The sequence below is a fragment of the Allobacillus halotolerans genome (genome assembly GCF_018967645.1).
In the GTDB taxonomy this organism is placed as follows: domain Bacteria; phylum Bacillota; class Bacilli; order Bacillales; family Alkalibacillaceae; genus Allobacillus; species Allobacillus halotolerans.
This window is the reverse complement of sequence record NZ_JAHLZF010000017.1, coordinates 23,099-37,843: the sequence shown is the minus strand read 5'-3', so window position 1 is coordinate 37,843 and position 14,745 is coordinate 23,099. Positions and strand designations below refer to the sequence as shown.

At 38.7% G+C, this 14,745-nt stretch carries 19 protein-coding genes; 5 read left to right on the top strand and 14 right to left on the bottom strand.

The window, feature by feature from the left end; translation table 11 throughout:
* Positions 1 to 24: 24 nt before the first annotated feature.
* The 10 genes from KQ486_RS10950 to pxpB all read right to left on the bottom strand — a co-directional run bounded on the left by KQ486_RS10950 (position 25) and on the right by pxpB (position 8,386).
* On the bottom strand, positions 25 to 267 hold the full coding sequence (locus tag KQ486_RS10950; protein ID WP_246065413.1) for a phage holin family protein: 243 nt from the start codon (positions 265 to 267) through the stop codon (positions 25 to 27).
* Between the two features lie 19 nt (positions 268 to 286).
* Positions 287 to 976 carry an N-acetylmuramoyl-L-alanine amidase gene (locus KQ486_RS10945; RefSeq protein WP_216687639.1) on the bottom strand — a complete coding sequence of 230 codons (690 nt, stop codon included), beginning with the start codon at positions 974 to 976 and terminating at the stop codon, positions 287 to 289.
* 154 nt (positions 977 to 1,130) lie between these two features.
* A complete protein-coding gene (locus tag KQ486_RS10940; RefSeq protein WP_216687638.1) occupies positions 1,131 to 1,793 on the bottom strand; it encodes a PepSY domain-containing protein in 663 nt (220 codons plus the stop codon).
* A 166-nt stretch (positions 1,794 to 1,959) separates the two neighbouring features.
* Complete coding sequence (locus KQ486_RS10935) at positions 1,960 to 2,787, bottom strand: PepSY domain-containing protein (RefSeq protein WP_144160042.1); 828 nt, start codon at positions 2,785 to 2,787, stop codon at positions 1,960 to 1,962.
* 60 nt (positions 2,788 to 2,847) lie between these two features.
* Complete coding sequence (locus tag KQ486_RS10930; protein ID WP_186278515.1) at positions 2,848 to 4,209, bottom strand: HAMP domain-containing sensor histidine kinase; 1,362 nt, start codon at positions 4,207 to 4,209, stop codon at positions 2,848 to 2,850.
* Positions 4,193 to 4,903, bottom strand: coding sequence for a response regulator transcription factor (locus KQ486_RS10925; RefSeq protein WP_144160048.1), 711 nt, complete (start codon positions 4,901 to 4,903; stop codon positions 4,193 to 4,195). Before KQ486_RS10925 ends, KQ486_RS10930 begins: the two co-directional genes overlap by 17 nt.
* 119 nt (positions 4,904 to 5,022) lie before the next feature.
* Positions 5,023 to 6,021: a zinc-binding dehydrogenase gene (locus tag KQ486_RS10920; RefSeq protein ID WP_144160051.1), complete on the bottom strand. Its 999-nt coding sequence runs from the start codon at positions 6,019 to 6,021 to the stop codon at positions 5,023 to 5,025.
* Positions 6,022 to 6,037: 16 nt separating this feature from the next.
* On the bottom strand, positions 6,038 to 6,904 hold the full coding sequence (locus tag KQ486_RS10915; RefSeq protein WP_144160054.1) for a 5-oxoprolinase subunit C family protein: 867 nt from the start codon (positions 6,902 to 6,904) through the stop codon (positions 6,038 to 6,040).
* 11 nt (positions 6,905 to 6,915) lie between these two features.
* The gene (locus KQ486_RS10910; protein ID WP_144160057.1) at positions 6,916 to 7,677 is read right to left on the bottom strand and encodes a LamB/YcsF family protein; all 762 of its coding nucleotides are present in this window, start codon (positions 7,675 to 7,677) and stop codon (positions 6,916 to 6,918) included.
* A complete protein-coding gene (pxpB, locus tag KQ486_RS10905; protein WP_144160060.1) occupies positions 7,667 to 8,386 on the bottom strand; it encodes a 5-oxoprolinase subunit PxpB in 720 nt (239 codons plus the stop codon). Before pxpB ends, KQ486_RS10910 begins: the two co-directional genes overlap by 11 nt.
* A gap of 238 nt (positions 8,387 to 8,624) precedes the next feature.
* On the opposite strand from pxpB, the gene KQ486_RS10900 reads away from it, so the two are divergent.
* The 4 genes from KQ486_RS10900 to KQ486_RS10885 all read left to right on the top strand — a co-directional run bounded on the left by KQ486_RS10900 (position 8,625) and on the right by KQ486_RS10885 (position 11,325).
* A complete protein-coding gene (locus KQ486_RS10900; protein ID WP_144160063.1) occupies positions 8,625 to 9,350 on the top strand; it encodes an alpha/beta hydrolase in 726 nt (241 codons plus the stop codon).
* A gap of 92 nt (positions 9,351 to 9,442) precedes the next feature.
* A complete protein-coding gene (locus KQ486_RS10895) occupies positions 9,443 to 9,961 on the top strand; it encodes a YjcG family protein (protein WP_144160066.1) in 519 nt (172 codons plus the stop codon).
* A 6-nt stretch (positions 9,962 to 9,967) separates the two neighbouring features.
* The gene (locus tag KQ486_RS10890; RefSeq protein ID WP_370512017.1) at positions 9,968 to 10,399 is read left to right on the top strand and encodes a GNAT family N-acetyltransferase; all 432 of its coding nucleotides are present in this window, start codon (positions 9,968 to 9,970) and stop codon (positions 10,397 to 10,399) included.
* A 251-nt stretch (positions 10,400 to 10,650) separates the two neighbouring features.
* Positions 10,651 to 11,325, top strand: coding sequence for a DUF421 domain-containing protein (locus KQ486_RS10885; protein ID WP_144160069.1), 675 nt, complete (start codon positions 10,651 to 10,653; stop codon positions 11,323 to 11,325).
* A gap of 100 nt (positions 11,326 to 11,425) precedes the next feature.
* On the opposite strand, the gene KQ486_RS10880 is transcribed toward KQ486_RS10885, so the two are convergent.
* Together KQ486_RS10880 and KQ486_RS10875 are read right to left on the bottom strand one after the other, a co-directional pair.
* On the bottom strand, positions 11,426 to 11,740 hold the full coding sequence (locus KQ486_RS10880; protein WP_144160071.1) for a hypothetical protein: 315 nt from the start codon (positions 11,738 to 11,740) through the stop codon (positions 11,426 to 11,428).
* A gap of 228 nt (positions 11,741 to 11,968) precedes the next feature.
* Positions 11,969 to 12,202 carry a hypothetical protein gene (locus tag KQ486_RS10875; RefSeq protein WP_144160074.1) on the bottom strand — a complete coding sequence of 78 codons (234 nt, stop codon included), beginning with the start codon at positions 12,200 to 12,202 and terminating at the stop codon, positions 11,969 to 11,971.
* Positions 12,203 to 12,398: 196 nt separating this feature from the next.
* Here KQ486_RS10875 and KQ486_RS10870 point away from each other — a divergent pair, with 196 nt between their 5' ends.
* Positions 12,399 to 12,860, top strand: coding sequence for a CotY/CotZ family spore coat protein (locus tag KQ486_RS10870; RefSeq protein WP_144160077.1), 462 nt, complete (start codon positions 12,399 to 12,401; stop codon positions 12,858 to 12,860).
* A gap of 109 nt (positions 12,861 to 12,969) precedes the next feature.
* On the opposite strand, the gene KQ486_RS10865 is transcribed toward KQ486_RS10870, so the two are convergent.
* Together KQ486_RS10865 and fabI are read right to left on the bottom strand one after the other, a co-directional pair.
* Positions 12,970 to 13,383, bottom strand: a complete 414-nt coding sequence (locus tag KQ486_RS10865) for a CotO family spore coat protein (protein ID WP_144160080.1) — start codon at positions 13,381 to 13,383, stop codon at positions 12,970 to 12,972.
* Positions 13,384 to 13,815: 432 nt separating this feature from the next.
* Positions 13,816 to 14,598, bottom strand: coding sequence for an enoyl-ACP reductase FabI (gene fabI / locus KQ486_RS10860; RefSeq protein ID WP_144160083.1), 783 nt, complete (start codon positions 14,596 to 14,598; stop codon positions 13,816 to 13,818).
* Positions 14,599 to 14,745 lie beyond the last annotated feature (147 nt).

Sequence of the window (14,745 nt, the reverse complement as noted above, 5' to 3'; positions counted from 1 at the left end):
CCCATGAAGGGAGCCAGCCGCCTATTATCGATTTCTCATTTGTTTAAACAGCTGATGACTAAACACAGCAGCACCAGCAATCAAGATCGATTGGATGGTTGATTCAAACGAGAGACCTAGCATCACACCGGTTAACAGGAAACTCAGACCAAGCAATGTGATTGGGATAAAGCGTGTTGGTAGATTCGTTGATATTTTTAAAATCCGACCGATGATGATCAATACGGGAATCAAAATATAAGCTTCTTCCATAATAAAATCCAACATAGCCAATGTTATTCCCCCTTTACTTGCGAAGGATATCGATGAACGCTTCGTACCCTGCCTTCTTGAGCTGTTCGATTCTTTTCTCAGCATTCTCCCTTTTATGAAAGGAACCTGTGACAACACGATAAAATGTTGGGCCCTCTTCTGTCGGTTCCTGGGATGCTTGTCTATAAGGAACGCCTTCTTCAGCACAGATAGCTTGGATGACGCATTCATAAAGTCCTTCGCGATAATTCTTGTCTTTTAATCTATGCAGGTTCGGACCATCTAAGAAGCCATATTCTACAATTGTTGTTCGTGTACTCCCGGTTTCTCGATTCATATAATAATAGTCTTGTTCATTGTTACCTGGATACGTTTTTGTGAAGATCCGTCTGAATGGATACCCGGCTTTTTCAAACTTTCTTTGAAGACTTTTTTCAAATTCTCCATTCGCATAAATACTGTGAATCAATTCCGTTCCTGAGCCCCCACCTGCATTAAAGTGGTGAGAAATTGCCTTATCATATTCGGAAACAGTTGCAATTCTTTCTTCCCTTGTCAATGTTTGATCTGATTTTCGCGTAACATCACTTGTTACACCTAATTCATTTAACCGGCGATTGACATATAGAGCTGCTTCAAGTGTCCAATCCTTTTCAGCTATACCATCATGATATGCTCCAGAGTCACTTCCACCATGTCCGGCATCTTGAATCCAATTACTCATAAAATCCCTCCTTCAATAATAGATTATGAAAAACCAATCAATCTGATTGAGTATCTGTTCATAGAATCGTATGTATATCGAAAAATGGGGGAAAAAATTAATAAAAATAAAAAAGCCAGGCAATTGCCTGACTTTTTCACACTACTTAATCGTCTTATTCAACATTTAATACTTCCCCTGTCTTAGCATCAATTTCGACTTCTACTTCTTGGTCATCATCTTCAAACTCAACCTCAAAGATATATTGCCCATCATCTTCGTCTAGTTCAGTCTCCTGAACGGTTCCGTTATGAGTTTCTTTTGCAATTTTTATGGCTTCTTCACGGCTAATTAAATCACTTTTTGATGTTTGTTCAGCTGATTTCACTTTTTTATCTTGAGTTGAATTTTTCTTATCTTCAGCAGTATTGTTATCATCATTGTCTACTTCTTGATCGTCGTCATCTTCTGCTTCTTCGTGGTCGTCACGATCGTCATATTCAACTTCGATGACTTCTCCTGTATATGCATCTACATAAACTTCCGAATCTCTATCTTTTTTGTTTTCTACTTCAACCTTAAAAATGAGCTTGCCATTTTCATCTTCCAGTTCAATTTCTTCAATCGTTCCTTGGACTTCGTTAAGTACGATATCTTCTAATTCTTGGGCACCGACTAATTTATTCGTGTCTATTTCCATATCGGTGTCCACCTCTGTTTCAATTCCATCTTTCCCATAACTTTTATCAAGTGCTTGATCACTCATTGCAGATACCCCAAAAGCTCCTCCTGCAGTTACAATCACTGCCACTGTGCCTAATAATATTTTCTTCTTCATTCAACTTCCTCCTTTGATTTCTTGGTATACTCTTACTGTAAACGTTCAATATGAGAAACAACGGATAGGATTATGAGAAATTGATTAGAAAAGGGTAAAAATCCATAAAAAAACGAACGAAGGATAAATAGTTCCTCGTTCGTTTTCGTTCTGTCGCATGCTTTGATTAATCATCTTTAGAAACGGAAATGACTTTCCCTGTGATGGCATTGATTCGAATGACATAATCTTCATCTTCATCGTCTACTTCTTTTTCTACTTCAACATGGTAATATGCCGTTCCGTCAACTTCTTTCAGTTCAATATCTTCTAGTTTTCCGGATATTTTATCCAAAGCAATTTGGCCTGCTTCTTTCTTTGTGATCAATGTTTGTTGCATCTTCTCTTCTTCTGTTGGCTGCTCTTTACTCACTCGTTTTTGCTCGCTTAGTCGACCTGATTCTGCATCCACATGAATTTGAATCGTTTCTTGGTCATTTTCAATCGTTACTTTAATGTACGGAGACTCTTCATCAATAAATTCGGATGAAGTGATCTCACCTTTGTATGATTGCTTTACCTTTGTTTCGGCTTCAGTTAAAGTCAGCTGATTTTCATCAGTTTCTTGCTTGTTTTCGTTCTCTTGAGTATTTTCATCATTTTGTTCTGTCGGTGGATCTGCGCCTTCTTCTATCGTGTAACTTTCTTCAGATGTTGATGAATTTTTTGATACTTCGTTAGACAGTGTTTGAATCTCGAGTACTTGCCCCTCTACAGAATCAACGAAAACTAAGTATTTTCCATTGCTTTCTTTGATCCTTACTTCGAATTGATCCTCTTTTTCTTCAATCGATAGCACTTGAGCTTGGAACCTTTCTTCCATTTGTTCCTTTACTTCTTCAACAGAGAGCTCTTCAGCAGAGGATTCACCGAAAAAGAATTGCTGAGCGATCAGAAAAAGAGTGATCGTCAGTATCGATCCTCCAGCCATCCAAAAGATTCTTTCTTTATTCAAAAGGCATTAACCTCCTTGAGTTGACCATTTATCCACAGTATAAAACATAGAGATTAAAATTTAATGAGAATCGAATGATGGAATCGTTAGAGTGACCGTTGTTCCTTTTCCGACCTTACTTTGAACATCGATTTGAATATCTAGGGCTTTAGCTAGATCACTAGCCAGGGCAAGACCGAGACCACTGCCTCCTTCATCACGTGTCCGCGCCTCATCCACACGATAGAAGCGATCGAACACCTTAACGATTGATTCTTCTGGTATACCGATTCCGTAATCTTTAATGTTGATGACATAGTTTGTCGCCCGGTTTTTTACATTGATTTCAATCGACTCTTCACTGTACTTACGAGCATTGTCGACAAAAATGTATAGTAATTGTTTGATTTTTTGTTGGTCTGAGTGAATCGGAGGCATCTCTTCATCTACGGTTAAATTTACTTTTCTACCATAAGAGTTCTCGATGTTTTGTGATACTTTTTGCACAACTTCTGCCAATGAAAATGATTCAATGTGTAATTGCCAGTCCTTTTGTCTTCGGGCCAACATGAGTAATTGCTCCGTCAAGTCTCTCATTCGAACGGCTTCTGAATGAATAGCTTCAATTGATTCCATAACCAACTCGGGTTTTTCCAATCCGCGCCGCTTAATTAAATTAGCATAACTTTCAATGACAGTAATTGGTGTTCGTAGTTCGTGGGACGCGTTGGAAACGAATGCTTCTTGTTTTTCATAGTTGTCTTTCAATAAATCAATCATTTCATTAAATGTACGTGTCATTGTATACAGTTCATCGCCCGACTTTTGTTGATATTCGATATGCTTAAATGATGAACTCGTTTGAATATCTTGCATGGTGCTGATGAGTGATTGAATTGGACGACTGATAAAATCAGCGAGCACTCTTCCCGAGACGACAACTGGGATAATCGCAACTAAAACGACCAAAAATAACACAAATCGAAGTGTCCTTAAATTATCTTGAACAGCGCTTAAATCTTCAAAAAGCTGCACATAAACAACTTCACCATCTTGCCAAATCGTCGGCACTTGGACGTAACCGATCTCTATGTTCGAATCATTGGTTCTTCCGCTTATTCGAACAGGATTAAATGGGACGGTTACATTACGTAATGCCAAATGATCGCCTGCGGTGATTTCACTAAATTGGTTACCTTGTTCATCTAAAATGCGCAACATACCATTTGACGGTACATACACTCCGAGCAAGTCGTTTACTGGAAAATTTTCATCTGCTTGAGCTAATCCTGTTAAAATATTCGTGACCTCATCTTCCATTTGGTCAATTTCCCGATCATAAGTAATATGAGAAAAAGTAAAATAAATTGTAATGGAAAGCATTACCGTAATCACAATAAACAAGACAGCGGTATATAAGAAGATTCTATTTTTTAGATTCATAAGCATCCTTCATAACATAGCCGACTCCTCGGACGGTATGAATTAATTTATCGTCTCTATCCCCGTCGACTTTTTTTCGGACATACCTAACATAAACATCAACGACGTTTGTCTCACCATAATAGTCGTATCCCCATACGGTGTCCAAAATCTGCTCTCTACTCAAAACATGACGAGGATTTTTCATGAAATAAACAAGTAAATCAAATTCACGAGGTGTCAAATCGATCAACCGGTCACCACGATATACTTCTCTCGTACCCTCGTTCAGCTTTAAATCAGAGAAAATCAACCATTGATCATCAATCTCATTCTTGGACTTTTGTTTCAAGCGCAATGCTGCTCGAATTCGAGCAAGGAGCTCCTCGATTTGAAATGGCTTGGTGATATAATCATTGGCACCCAAGTCGAGCCCTGTCACTTTATCTTCAATGGAATCCTTTGCCGTCAACAATATTACGGCTACTTGTTCGTCTTCTTTTCGGATACGTCGGAGGATTTCGATTCCACTCATCTCAGGAAGCATAATATCCAGTAATACGACATCCCATTCGTTTGAACGATATTTTTCCAACGCCTCAAAACCCGAAGAAGCCTTCTCGACTGTATAACCTTCAAATGATAGCTCCAGTTCAAGCACTCTGGCAATTTTGTCTTCGTCTTCTATAACTAAAATCGATGCGCTGTCAGTCATTGCATTCACCTACTAATTTTCTACGTTAATGATATATACATCTTATCATAAGAGAGAAAAAGCCAGCACAAAACGAGTTTAATAGCTACTCGAATCGTGCTGGCACTTCGGTCGTTCATTTATTGATTTATTCGAAAACCAATCTTTCCAAAGTTTTTACTTTGCTCTAAATAATTAAAAGCATCCGCATAATTCTCCGCTTCAAACATTCGATCGATTTCTGGTTTAATCTCATGCTGTTCGATAAACTGAAGCATCTCACGGAACTCTTCTCTGCTTCCCATCGTCGAGCCTAGCAAGTTGTATTGCCCATAGAAAAACTTCCGTATATCAATCGTCACTTCATCATCTGTTGTTGCACCAAATGTGACAATCGTTCCACCGCGTCTGATGATTCCGAGAGATTTTTCAAAGGTTGCTGCACCAATCGATTCGATCAACAAATCAACTGACTCATCTTTCAACTCTTCATTCCAGTCAGAACCGGTTAAAATTCCACGGTCGGCGCCGAGCTTCTTTGCTTCTTCTAACTTTTCTTCACTCCGTGACGTAACAATCACACGTGCACCAGCTGCTTTCGCGTATTTTAAGGCGAACGTGAGAACACCGCTTCCAATTCCAGGAAGCATTACGGTTTCATCCTTTTGTAAGTTCCCTCTTGTAAACAAAGCTCGATAGGCTGTCAATGCAGCAAGTCCTAAAACACCCGCTTCATCCCATGATAATTGGGTCGGCTTTTTCTCCACTTGTGACTCTGGCAAAACGATGTATTCAGCGAAGGTCCCGTCGTCTGGAAAACCAACAATATTGAATCCTTCCGGTGGAACATCACTGTTTTGCTCCCACCCTAAACTTGGATTGATGATGACTTCTTGGCCAACATCAAATCGCTTCACATCATTTCCTGTCGCTTCAACAACCCCAGCACCATCCGAACCTGGGATTAAAGGTGGGTCATTTTCCTTGTGACGTTTTGTAATGACAGCTAGGTCCCTGCGGTTCATACCTGCCGTCTGCAACTTAATTAAAACTTCACCAGTCTTCGGTTCCGGCTTCTCTGTATCCGTCCAATTGACTCCCTCAACACCTGCAATTTTTTCATGAATTAAGGCTTTCATATGACGAAGCTCCTTTCTATACATCCTCTTCTTGTAATGGGTATCGTTCGAAAAATAGTTTTCCTCCTGGTGGCAATTGTGCTATTCGCCATAAATCTTCCGATAATACGGTTCCGATTGTTGGATAGCCTCCAGTTGTTTGCGCATCAGCAAGCAATATAATAGGACTTCCTTCCGCCGGCACTTGGATGGTTCCATACGTTGTCGCTTCTGACAAAATATCTATATTTTCCTTTCGCTCTAAACGATGTCCCTGTAATTGGCACCCCATCCGATCAGCTGCCCTGATCGTAAAACCTTCTTGGTAAAAGCGGTGAATGGATGAGTCTTTAAAGCTACTCTCATAATGACTTGGAACAACCCGTACCGTGACTTCCTTTGTATACGTCGGGATCTCCATTGGTTGAATGGATTTGGAAGACGCCGCTGCTGCCTGTCTCCCTTTAATGTTATCACCTTTTTGAAAGGCTTTCCCGAAACCTGCTTTCTCAAAGGTAGATTGGCTTCCTAAATAGCTCGTCGATTCAATACCACCGGGCAGAGCTATATACGTGCGCATGCCTGATTTTGGACCTTTAAACGTCAATTGATCGCCCGAGTGTACCGTCAGCTTTTTCCACATTGGAAGTGGTTGTTCATTGATCAAGCCATTTAGGTCCCCACCAGTGACACTTATATCTGTATCTTCCATGACATCGAATGTCACGCCGCCCATGGTAATTTCAATAACTGCTTCCTTTTCTGAATTACCTAATAAATAATTGGCACAATTCGCGGCGTAATGGTCCATGACACCTGATATGGGCACACCGAATGAACGATAGTTTTTTCTTCCCTGATCTTGAATTGTCGTCAAAATTCCCGGATTAATCACTTTCAACATAGATTTCTGCCTCACATTCCAAAAGTGGTCGTAATGTTGATTCCCTCTTTTTCAAAAGCTTCCTTGCACGCCTTTGCATGCTCGACAGCTTCTGGGGTATCACCATGAAAACAAAGCGTATCTGCATGGAGTTCAATGACCTCACCATCGACAGAAATTACTTTTCCATCTTTTGCGATACGTAATGCTTGTTCAATGACATCGTGCGTATCATGTAAAACAGCATTCTTTTCACTTCTCGGTGTAAGTGTTCCATCATTTTGATAGGTACGATCAGCGAAAGCTTCTTGTGCCGTTTCCAGTCCCACTTGTTTGCCTGCTCGAATTAACTCACTATTGGCCAAGCCGAATAACACAAGACGATCATCAAAGTCTTTGACCGCTTGAGCAATCGCCATTGCTATTGACGAATCCTTGCAGCCCATATTATATAGGGCGCCGTGTGGTTTTACATGGTTCAAGCGGCCACCATGCAACTGAACAAAGCCCTGTAATGCCCCTAGCTGATAGATCATCAACTGATAGATGTCTTCTGGTGTATGGGGAATCTTTCTTCTACCAAACCCGTGCAAATCGTAAAAACTTGGATGAGCCCCCATCTGCACTCCTTTTTCCAACGCTTTTTCGATCGTTTGCGGAATAGTTTTATAATCCCCTGCATGAAAGCCACAGGCAATATTGCAAGAGCTGATGATACTCAATAATTCTTCATCATTCCCAACAGAAAATGCACCATAACCTTCGCCAAGATCCGCATTAAAATCAATCGCCATCTTGAATCACCTCAATTTTCGGTTCAAATAATTTGTTTTGTCGAATGGATTCATACGCTTCTTCATCTATTGGATAAAAAGTGATATAGTCACCCGCTTGATAATAAAATGGATATTTTCTATCTAAACGGATCAGTTCCACTGGTGTCGTACCGATAATATTCCACCCACCTGGCGATGAAACAGGATAGATCCCGGATTGTGAATTGATGATCCCGACACTTCCTTTCGGCACTTGATTGCGTGGTTTATCCAACCGTGGAATTGAAAGTTGTTTAGAAAATCCACCGACATATGGAAACCCAGGTAAAAAACCAACCATGTAAATAGGGAATGCTTGATTCGTATGGAGTTGAATGATTTCATCTTTACTTAAACCTGTTTTTTCAGATACCCGTTTTAGATCCATTCCATTATAAAACACCGGTAGATAAATGTTATGAATGGTTTTTTTCGTATCGTAATTTTCCTCAACTTCCAACAATCGCTTTAATTCACTTCGCACCTCTTGATACGTTCGTTTGGATGGATCATAAAAAACAGTTACATTGGTAAATGTGGCAACTACATCCACGATAAACGACCAACTTTGACGAAGCAATAAATGACGAAAGTCTTGCACTCGTTGATTCGTTTGCTTGCTGAGTTCATTTCCGAAAGATACAATAATCGCTTGATCGCCTAATGGCTTAAATTGGATTGACTTCATACATTTCGACTCGCTTTCAATCTCAAAAATTATATTCTTTCTATATTTCTAATACCCTGTTAACCCTATAAAAGAAACGATTAACCTTCTGTATTTTCAGCACTTCCAAGACTATTTTAACATAATTCGGGTATAACAATATTTAGGCTGAGACTCATTTTAAGGAGACCTAATTACATGGCTATTTCTTTCGAGTATGCTAAAATAAATTTATATTCAGTAAATGGAGGTTTGTTTTGTGGGTAGAGCCGGAACATTGATTGACAGGGAAATCGAAAGTGATTTCCTGAACGAAAATATCACTATTAAAATTTATCAACCAGAAAATTTCAGCTCGCTGTATAAATATCATCTATGTATTATGCAAGATGGAGATGATTATTATCAACTTGGAAGAGCCGCTACTGTAAGCGATCGATTACATGCAGATGAACAAATTGAGAATACCATTTTTGTAGGTATCCATTATCAAGATCGCTATGATCGTTGGGATAAATATCACCCAGACGGAGAGAAAAACGCTGAATACATTAAGTTTTTACGGTCAGAAGTCGTACCACTCTTGGATGAAGAGCTTCCAGGATATAATGTAGGATCTTGTCGTGTACTTATGGGAGATTCACTTGGTGGAACTGTCTCTTTGATGACCGCATTGAAATACCCTAACGCATTCGGCAAAATTATCATGCAATCTCCGTACGTTGACGAACAAGTCTTAAAGGCTGTTGAGGCTTCTGAAGAAATTGCAAATATGACCATTTATCATACGATTGGAAAAGATGAGACCGAGGTTCCCACGACAAAAGGTAGTAAAGATGACTTTCTGGAACCTAACCGAAAGCTTCATGAGCTTTTAAGAAACAAAGTAACTGATTATTACTACAAAGAAAACGAAGGTAAACACACATGGAAACAATGGCAGAAAGATTTACCACAGGCCATTCAGACTATTTTTGGAAATTAATTTGCACATGAAAAGTTTTTCAGTCTCATTTCTGTTATAATAGAAGTTAAACAAAAATTGAGACGATTACAATTTTTAGGAGGGATGATTGAATGAGTCAATTAACTTATGGAATCGCTGTTTTTCCATCAAAAAAAATTCAAGACATTGCCAATTCTTATCGGATGAGGTATGATCCGCAATACTCCAAGATACCTCCGCATATTACGTTAAAAGAAAGTTTCACTGCTGATCAACAAACGATTGACAAATTAACTGAAGACCTTTCAAAGATTGCAAAAGAGACGGAACCATTTGACATTGAAATCAAAAAGGTTAGTTCCTTCAGCCCTATTACTCACACGGTTTATTTGAAAGTGGAACCAAATGATACATTAAGTAAGCTGAATGAACAGATGAATGCTGAAGGCTTTCCTGGCGAACAAGCATTCAGTTTTGTCCCACATATAACCATCAGTCAGGATCTATCCGAAGATGAACACTCTGATGTTTATGGCACGCTGAAGATTTCTTCGTTTGATCTAAAAGATACAATTGATCGTTTCCAATTGCTTTATCAGCTCGATGATGGTTCTTGGACCGTCTATGAGACATATAAGTTGGGTGAATAGAGAAAAATGATGAAGATAACGGAAGTAAATAGTGAAAGAGAAAAAAATGACGCTTTTCAGATTCGCCAAGAAGTCTTTGTAGACGAACAAGGTGTTTCGATGGAAGAAGAGATGGATGAATATGATGATCACGCCATCCATTTTGTCGGTTATATCGATCAACGACCTGTACTCGCAAGCCGTTTGAGATTTGTCGATGAATACGGTAAACTTGAACGAATTTGTGTCGTCAAGGATGAACGTGGGAATCATTATGGAAATCAAATCATTGGAGAAATGGAAGAAACGATCAAAAAGCATGGATACTTTAAAGCTAAATTAAATGCTCAAAAATATGCAGAAGAATTTTACAAAAAATTAGGATATCAAACAATATCGGATGAATTTCTCGATGCTGGTATTCCTCATATTACAATGGTTAAGGATTTATCTATTTAGTAATTTAAATTCATCGCTAACAATTTAAATCAAGAAAGTCGGTTCAACTTTATGTTGATTCGACTTTTTTATGTGAGAACGCTTTTGTGTAGTTAATTTTTGCATATGGATCATCAACAACTGAACGTGTCTGTTTATCGTCCAGTTACCGAGTGTATTTCCATCGAGTGAAAACCCAGCAAAATTATGTATGATTCACACCTTCCAAACGCATAATATTGATAGGATTTATTGATTTGGAGGGAACAAAAATGGAGTTCGGATCCATTGCATTGGAAGCTATCGTTGGATTTATCGCGCTATTCATACTGACAAAAATTCTTGGTAAAACACAAATGAATCAAATCACCGTCTTCGATTTTATTTCTGTTTTGGTATTAGGTGAACTCGTCGGAAATGCAGTATTTGACGAAAATGTTGGTGTGCGAGAAATTCTATTTGCGGTAGCTCTATGGGGAGCACTCGTTTATTTCATTGATTTTTTTACCTTGAAAGTTCGAAGAAGCAGGAAAATCCTAGAAGGAATGCCTTCAATTCTTATTCGTCGAGGTGTCATCCAGTATGATGAATTAAAGCGAAATAAGCTAGACCTTAGCCAAATGCTTCAGCTTTTACGTAACAAAAATGTTTTTTCATTAAAAGAAGTTGAGTACGCTATTTTTGAACCAAGTGGGACCATTAATGTATTAAAGAAACACAAATACCAACAACCAAATCATCAAGCATTAAACATCCCAGAACAAGAAGTCCTCTTACCGATCACCATCATTGGCGATGGGAAAATTATTCAAGAGAATTTGAAAGAAATTGAATGGGATGAAAATCGTGTTACAATGGAAGTAGAACAACAAGGTTATCAATTAGAAGATGTTGTTTATGCAGAATGGGAGAAAGGGAAAGGCCTTTTTATCCTAACTTCTGAGTAGACCTTTCCCTTAATCTATATTTAGCATCCAGTCAATAATTTGTCTGGATGTTATTTTCTGTGTTGTACTATTACCCGGTTCATAAAAAGAGAAACCTTTATTATACAGAGTCACTAATAAACTTTCCTTTACCTGTAATTTCGGATAGTAGAGGTGTTTCCCTCTTCCCTACTTTCGCCTGTTCAGATACAACCACTGCCTGATGTTTTGCTCGATTCTCTTGATCTTGTGCCGCCTGTCTCTTCAACTGCTCTTTTCTTCGGTAAACTTCATCCAACTCTTGATGTTTCGCTAATTGTTCATGTAACTTTACACGATAAATACGTTCCCACGTAATTGGCTGAACTACATTTTGTATTGTTCTTAATTGATATTGTGCTGTTTGTTCCATATTGACAGGAGCTATATAACCCATTTCAACCGACCTCCTCTATCTACTAATCTATTCCCTTTATCCCGAAAAATATGCTTTCTCTTTACGACGTTTGTACAACTTTTACGTTACATTCATTTAACTTGTACTTTTTTAAAAAAAGTATGCTGAGATAAGAGTTTGTAAAAAAATCAAACCCGAACGAATTAGACCTAAATAAATCGTTCGGGTTTTTGAATCTCCAAATACACTGTGTTTTAATGGATAATTTTAAATCCAAAAAAAAGGCGGTCTTCTTCTTTCTCCATCGAATTCTTCTTTATCGTACCCTTCATTCTCATGCTCTGTTTCTAACTCTTCCCTCTTTTTTTGTTCTGTTCCTTTCCATAGATCTGGCTTTTCGGAACCAAAAAATGGTTCTTTTCTTTCTGGTGGCTCAAAGGATACATGATTCGCTTTAATCACTAGGTCATTTACGTGAATTTCTTTTTTGTCTTCTGACAAGTTGTTCAACCCCTTTTATGAAAATGTACATTAATACTATATTCATCAATAGACAAATGGGAATAGTCAAATGCCTTTCCATACCTAATAGGATTAAATTGATTTTCGATAAATACAACGTCCGCCCACACTCCACTTGGTAATTCGCATAATGTAGTAGCGTAGAAAGGTCAATTGACTAGAAAGGGGATATTAAATGAGTTGTCGCTGTGATAAGAAAGACAGAACGGAAAATTGTGTTTGCGATATACTTCGTCAAATCGTGGAGGCACAACGGGATACAGTTGATCATGAATGTCAGATTGGCTGCGAGCAATCGATTCAAGATTTGCTAGGTGATTCTTCTGCACCTAATAATCTAGATACGGTTCCTGTACTCCTATATTGTGGGTGTGAACCATTCAAAGGCTTTGGAGTTTATAACAACTCAAGCAGAACGGTTGTTGCAAGCTACTACTTCCGCGTCAAGAGTGTAGATAGTGATTGCTGTGCAGTTCTGGAACTCCTAAGAGATCCACAAGAATCGCAACAAAACTTTACAGATCCAACCCGTCAAAAGACTGCTAATCTTCAAACCACTGGAATCTGTATTACAGTTGACTTAGATTGCTTCTGCCATGTTACTTGCCTACCAGCAGTAAATGCTTGCGGTTTTTAAGTGAGTGAAAGAAAGCTGCCTTGAATTCAATCAAGGCAGCTTTTCTTATGCTTGTATTTTTGGATGCATTAAAAAACTGGCTCAGCCAAGGGCCTTGCCAGCGCATCTCCTATAAACCTGCCAAACGAATATCTTGGATAATCTTTCTGGATATTTTGAAAGCTGGTGCTTGCTGTGGTTTTAATGTTACCGAATCTTCATTGATATCCTTGATTGTTCCTTTAAAACTTGTTTCGTCAGTAATGATTTCACAGTTCATTTGTGGGATTGTTAATAATAACCGACTTAAATGCTTGAATTTCTCATCCAAATCGAATGATTCAAACGAAGACTTACTGGATTTATTTTCATTCGGTTGGTTCACTACCTCCTGATGTGGTTTGTCAGTTGAATCAAGTTCTTCTTCAGTTTTGTTATTTTTTTGAGTTGATTTTTTTGAGTAATAGAACGACTGCGCCTCAACTTCTGTTGAATGAGAACTTTTTTCTTCTATGAATAATAATGGTGGTTTTACGCGTTGCACGTATGGATCACTCCTTTGTCAGTTCTTCTCCATCATATGCAACGGATACATTCATGTGCGTTTGTACCGGGTGGTTTAGAAAAGATATTCATCAGCGACCACTGGAGTTAGGTAGTGGCACTGAACTTAGCTGTTTTGGTGGGTAATTGATTCAATTTCTAGCAAATTTAACGTCAATGAAAAGGGGCTGGGACAAATCAAGTTATAAACTCAGAAACACGAATATCAATCTAATTTAGCGTAGGAAATATACGGAGACTTCTGCGGGAGCAAAAGCCTAGGTGAGACCCCACAGTGCGAAGCACGAGGAGGCTCAACAGCTGCCCGCGAAAAGCGCAGTATATTTCCGAAGCGCGTATTTCCGCATTACTAAATTAGGTTGTTCGTATCTGAGTAAACTTTAAAGGGTTTGTCCCAGCCTCTCTAATTACTTTATTCTGTTAGTCCTAAAATATTGTACCCTGAGTCTACGTGTAATATTTCTCCTGTAATTCCACGTGAGAGATCGCTCATTAAGAAATAAGCCGTATCTCCGACCTCTTCTTGTGTAACAGGTTTACGAAGTGGTGCTCTTTCTTCGATTGTCTTCAAGATTGAGTTGAAATCTCCGACACCTTTTGCTGACAATGTACGAATAGGTCCAGCAGAAATCGCATTCACTCGGATTCCTTCTTTTCCAAGATCGTTTGCCAGATAACGCATGGTCATATCTAAGCTCGCTTTAGACACTCCCATAACATTATAGTTTTCAACTACGCGCTCACCGCCTAGATAGGTCATTGTCATGATGCTTCCGCCTTCAGTCATCAACTCTTTAGCCTCTCTGGATACCGCTACTAAAGAATAAGCGCTGATATTTTGAGATAGTAAGAAGCCATCTCTTGATGTATCAATGAATTCTCCTTTTAAGTCTTCCCGATTGGCAAAAGCAATACAGTGCGCCAATCCGTGAATAACTCCTACATCCTCTTTAATTTCGGAAAATGTTTTCTTGATGGCCTCATCGTCCGTGACATCACATTCATAAAAAAGAGAATCATCACGTTCTAGCGTTCCTGCTAACTCTCTTACCGGCTTTTCAAAACGTTCACTAGCATACGTAAAGATCAAGCGAGCTCCAGCATCATGTAAAGATTTAGAGATCCCCCAAGCGATACTTCTTTTATTGGCCACACCCATCACGACGTATGTACGACCTTCTAATGAGAATTTCATTTCATCGGCCTCCTATTTTAATAAATTAGCATTTGTTATTAGTACCTAGTCCTATTTTATAAGAAAGCGTACCATTTAACAATCTTTTTTAGCATTTATTTTTAAATGAAACATTTTACCCCGTTTTTTTGGTAGGTTTGTTCTCTC

Bases quoted from the DNA above. Each gene is read 5' to 3' on its own strand.
- KQ486_RS10945 (WP_216687639.1), bottom strand. From the start codon at position 976: ATGAGTAATTGGATTCAAGATGCCGGACATGGTGGAAGTGACTCTGGA.
- pxpB (WP_144160060.1), bottom strand. From the start codon at position 8,386: ATGAAGTCAATCCAATTTAAGCCATTAGGCGATCAAGCGATTATTGTA.
- KQ486_RS10915 (WP_144160054.1), bottom strand. From the start codon at position 6,904: ATGTTGAAAGTGATTAATCCGGGAATTTTGACGACAATTCAAGATCAG.
- KQ486_RS10890 (WP_370512017.1), top strand. From the start codon at position 9,968: ATGATGAAGATAACGGAAGTAAATAGTGAAAGAGAAAAAAATGACGCT.
- KQ486_RS10930 (WP_186278515.1), bottom strand. From the start codon at position 4,209: ATGAATCTAAAAAATAGAATCTTCTTATATACCGCTGTCTTGTTTATT.
- KQ486_RS10870 (WP_144160077.1), top strand. From the start codon at position 12,399: ATGAGTTGTCGCTGTGATAAGAAAGACAGAACGGAAAATTGTGTTTGC.
- KQ486_RS10950 (WP_246065413.1), bottom strand. From the start codon at position 267: ATGTTGGATTTTATTATGGAAGAAGCTTATATTTTGATTCCCGTATTG.
- KQ486_RS10925 (WP_144160048.1), bottom strand. From the start codon at position 4,903: ATGACTGACAGCGCATCGATTTTAGTTATAGAAGACGAAGACAAAATT.
- KQ486_RS10940 (WP_216687638.1), bottom strand. From the start codon at position 1,793: ATGAAGAAGAAAATATTATTAGGCACAGTGGCAGTGATTGTAACTGCA.
- KQ486_RS10895 (WP_144160066.1), top strand. From the start codon at position 9,443: ATGAGTCAATTAACTTATGGAATCGCTGTTTTTCCATCAAAAAAAATT.
- fabI (WP_144160083.1), bottom strand. From the start codon at position 14,598: ATGAAATTCTCATTAGAAGGTCGTACATACGTCGTGATGGGTGTGGCC.
- KQ486_RS10885 (WP_144160069.1), top strand. From the start codon at position 10,651: ATGGAGTTCGGATCCATTGCATTGGAAGCTATCGTTGGATTTATCGCG.
- KQ486_RS10880 (WP_144160071.1), bottom strand. From the start codon at position 11,740: ATGGGTTATATAGCTCCTGTCAATATGGAACAAACAGCACAATATCAA.
- KQ486_RS10920 (WP_144160051.1), bottom strand. From the start codon at position 6,021: ATGAAAGCCTTAATTCATGAAAAAATTGCAGGTGTTGAGGGAGTCAAT.
- KQ486_RS10910 (WP_144160057.1), bottom strand. From the start codon at position 7,677: ATGGCGATTGATTTTAATGCGGATCTTGGCGAAGGTTATGGTGCATTT.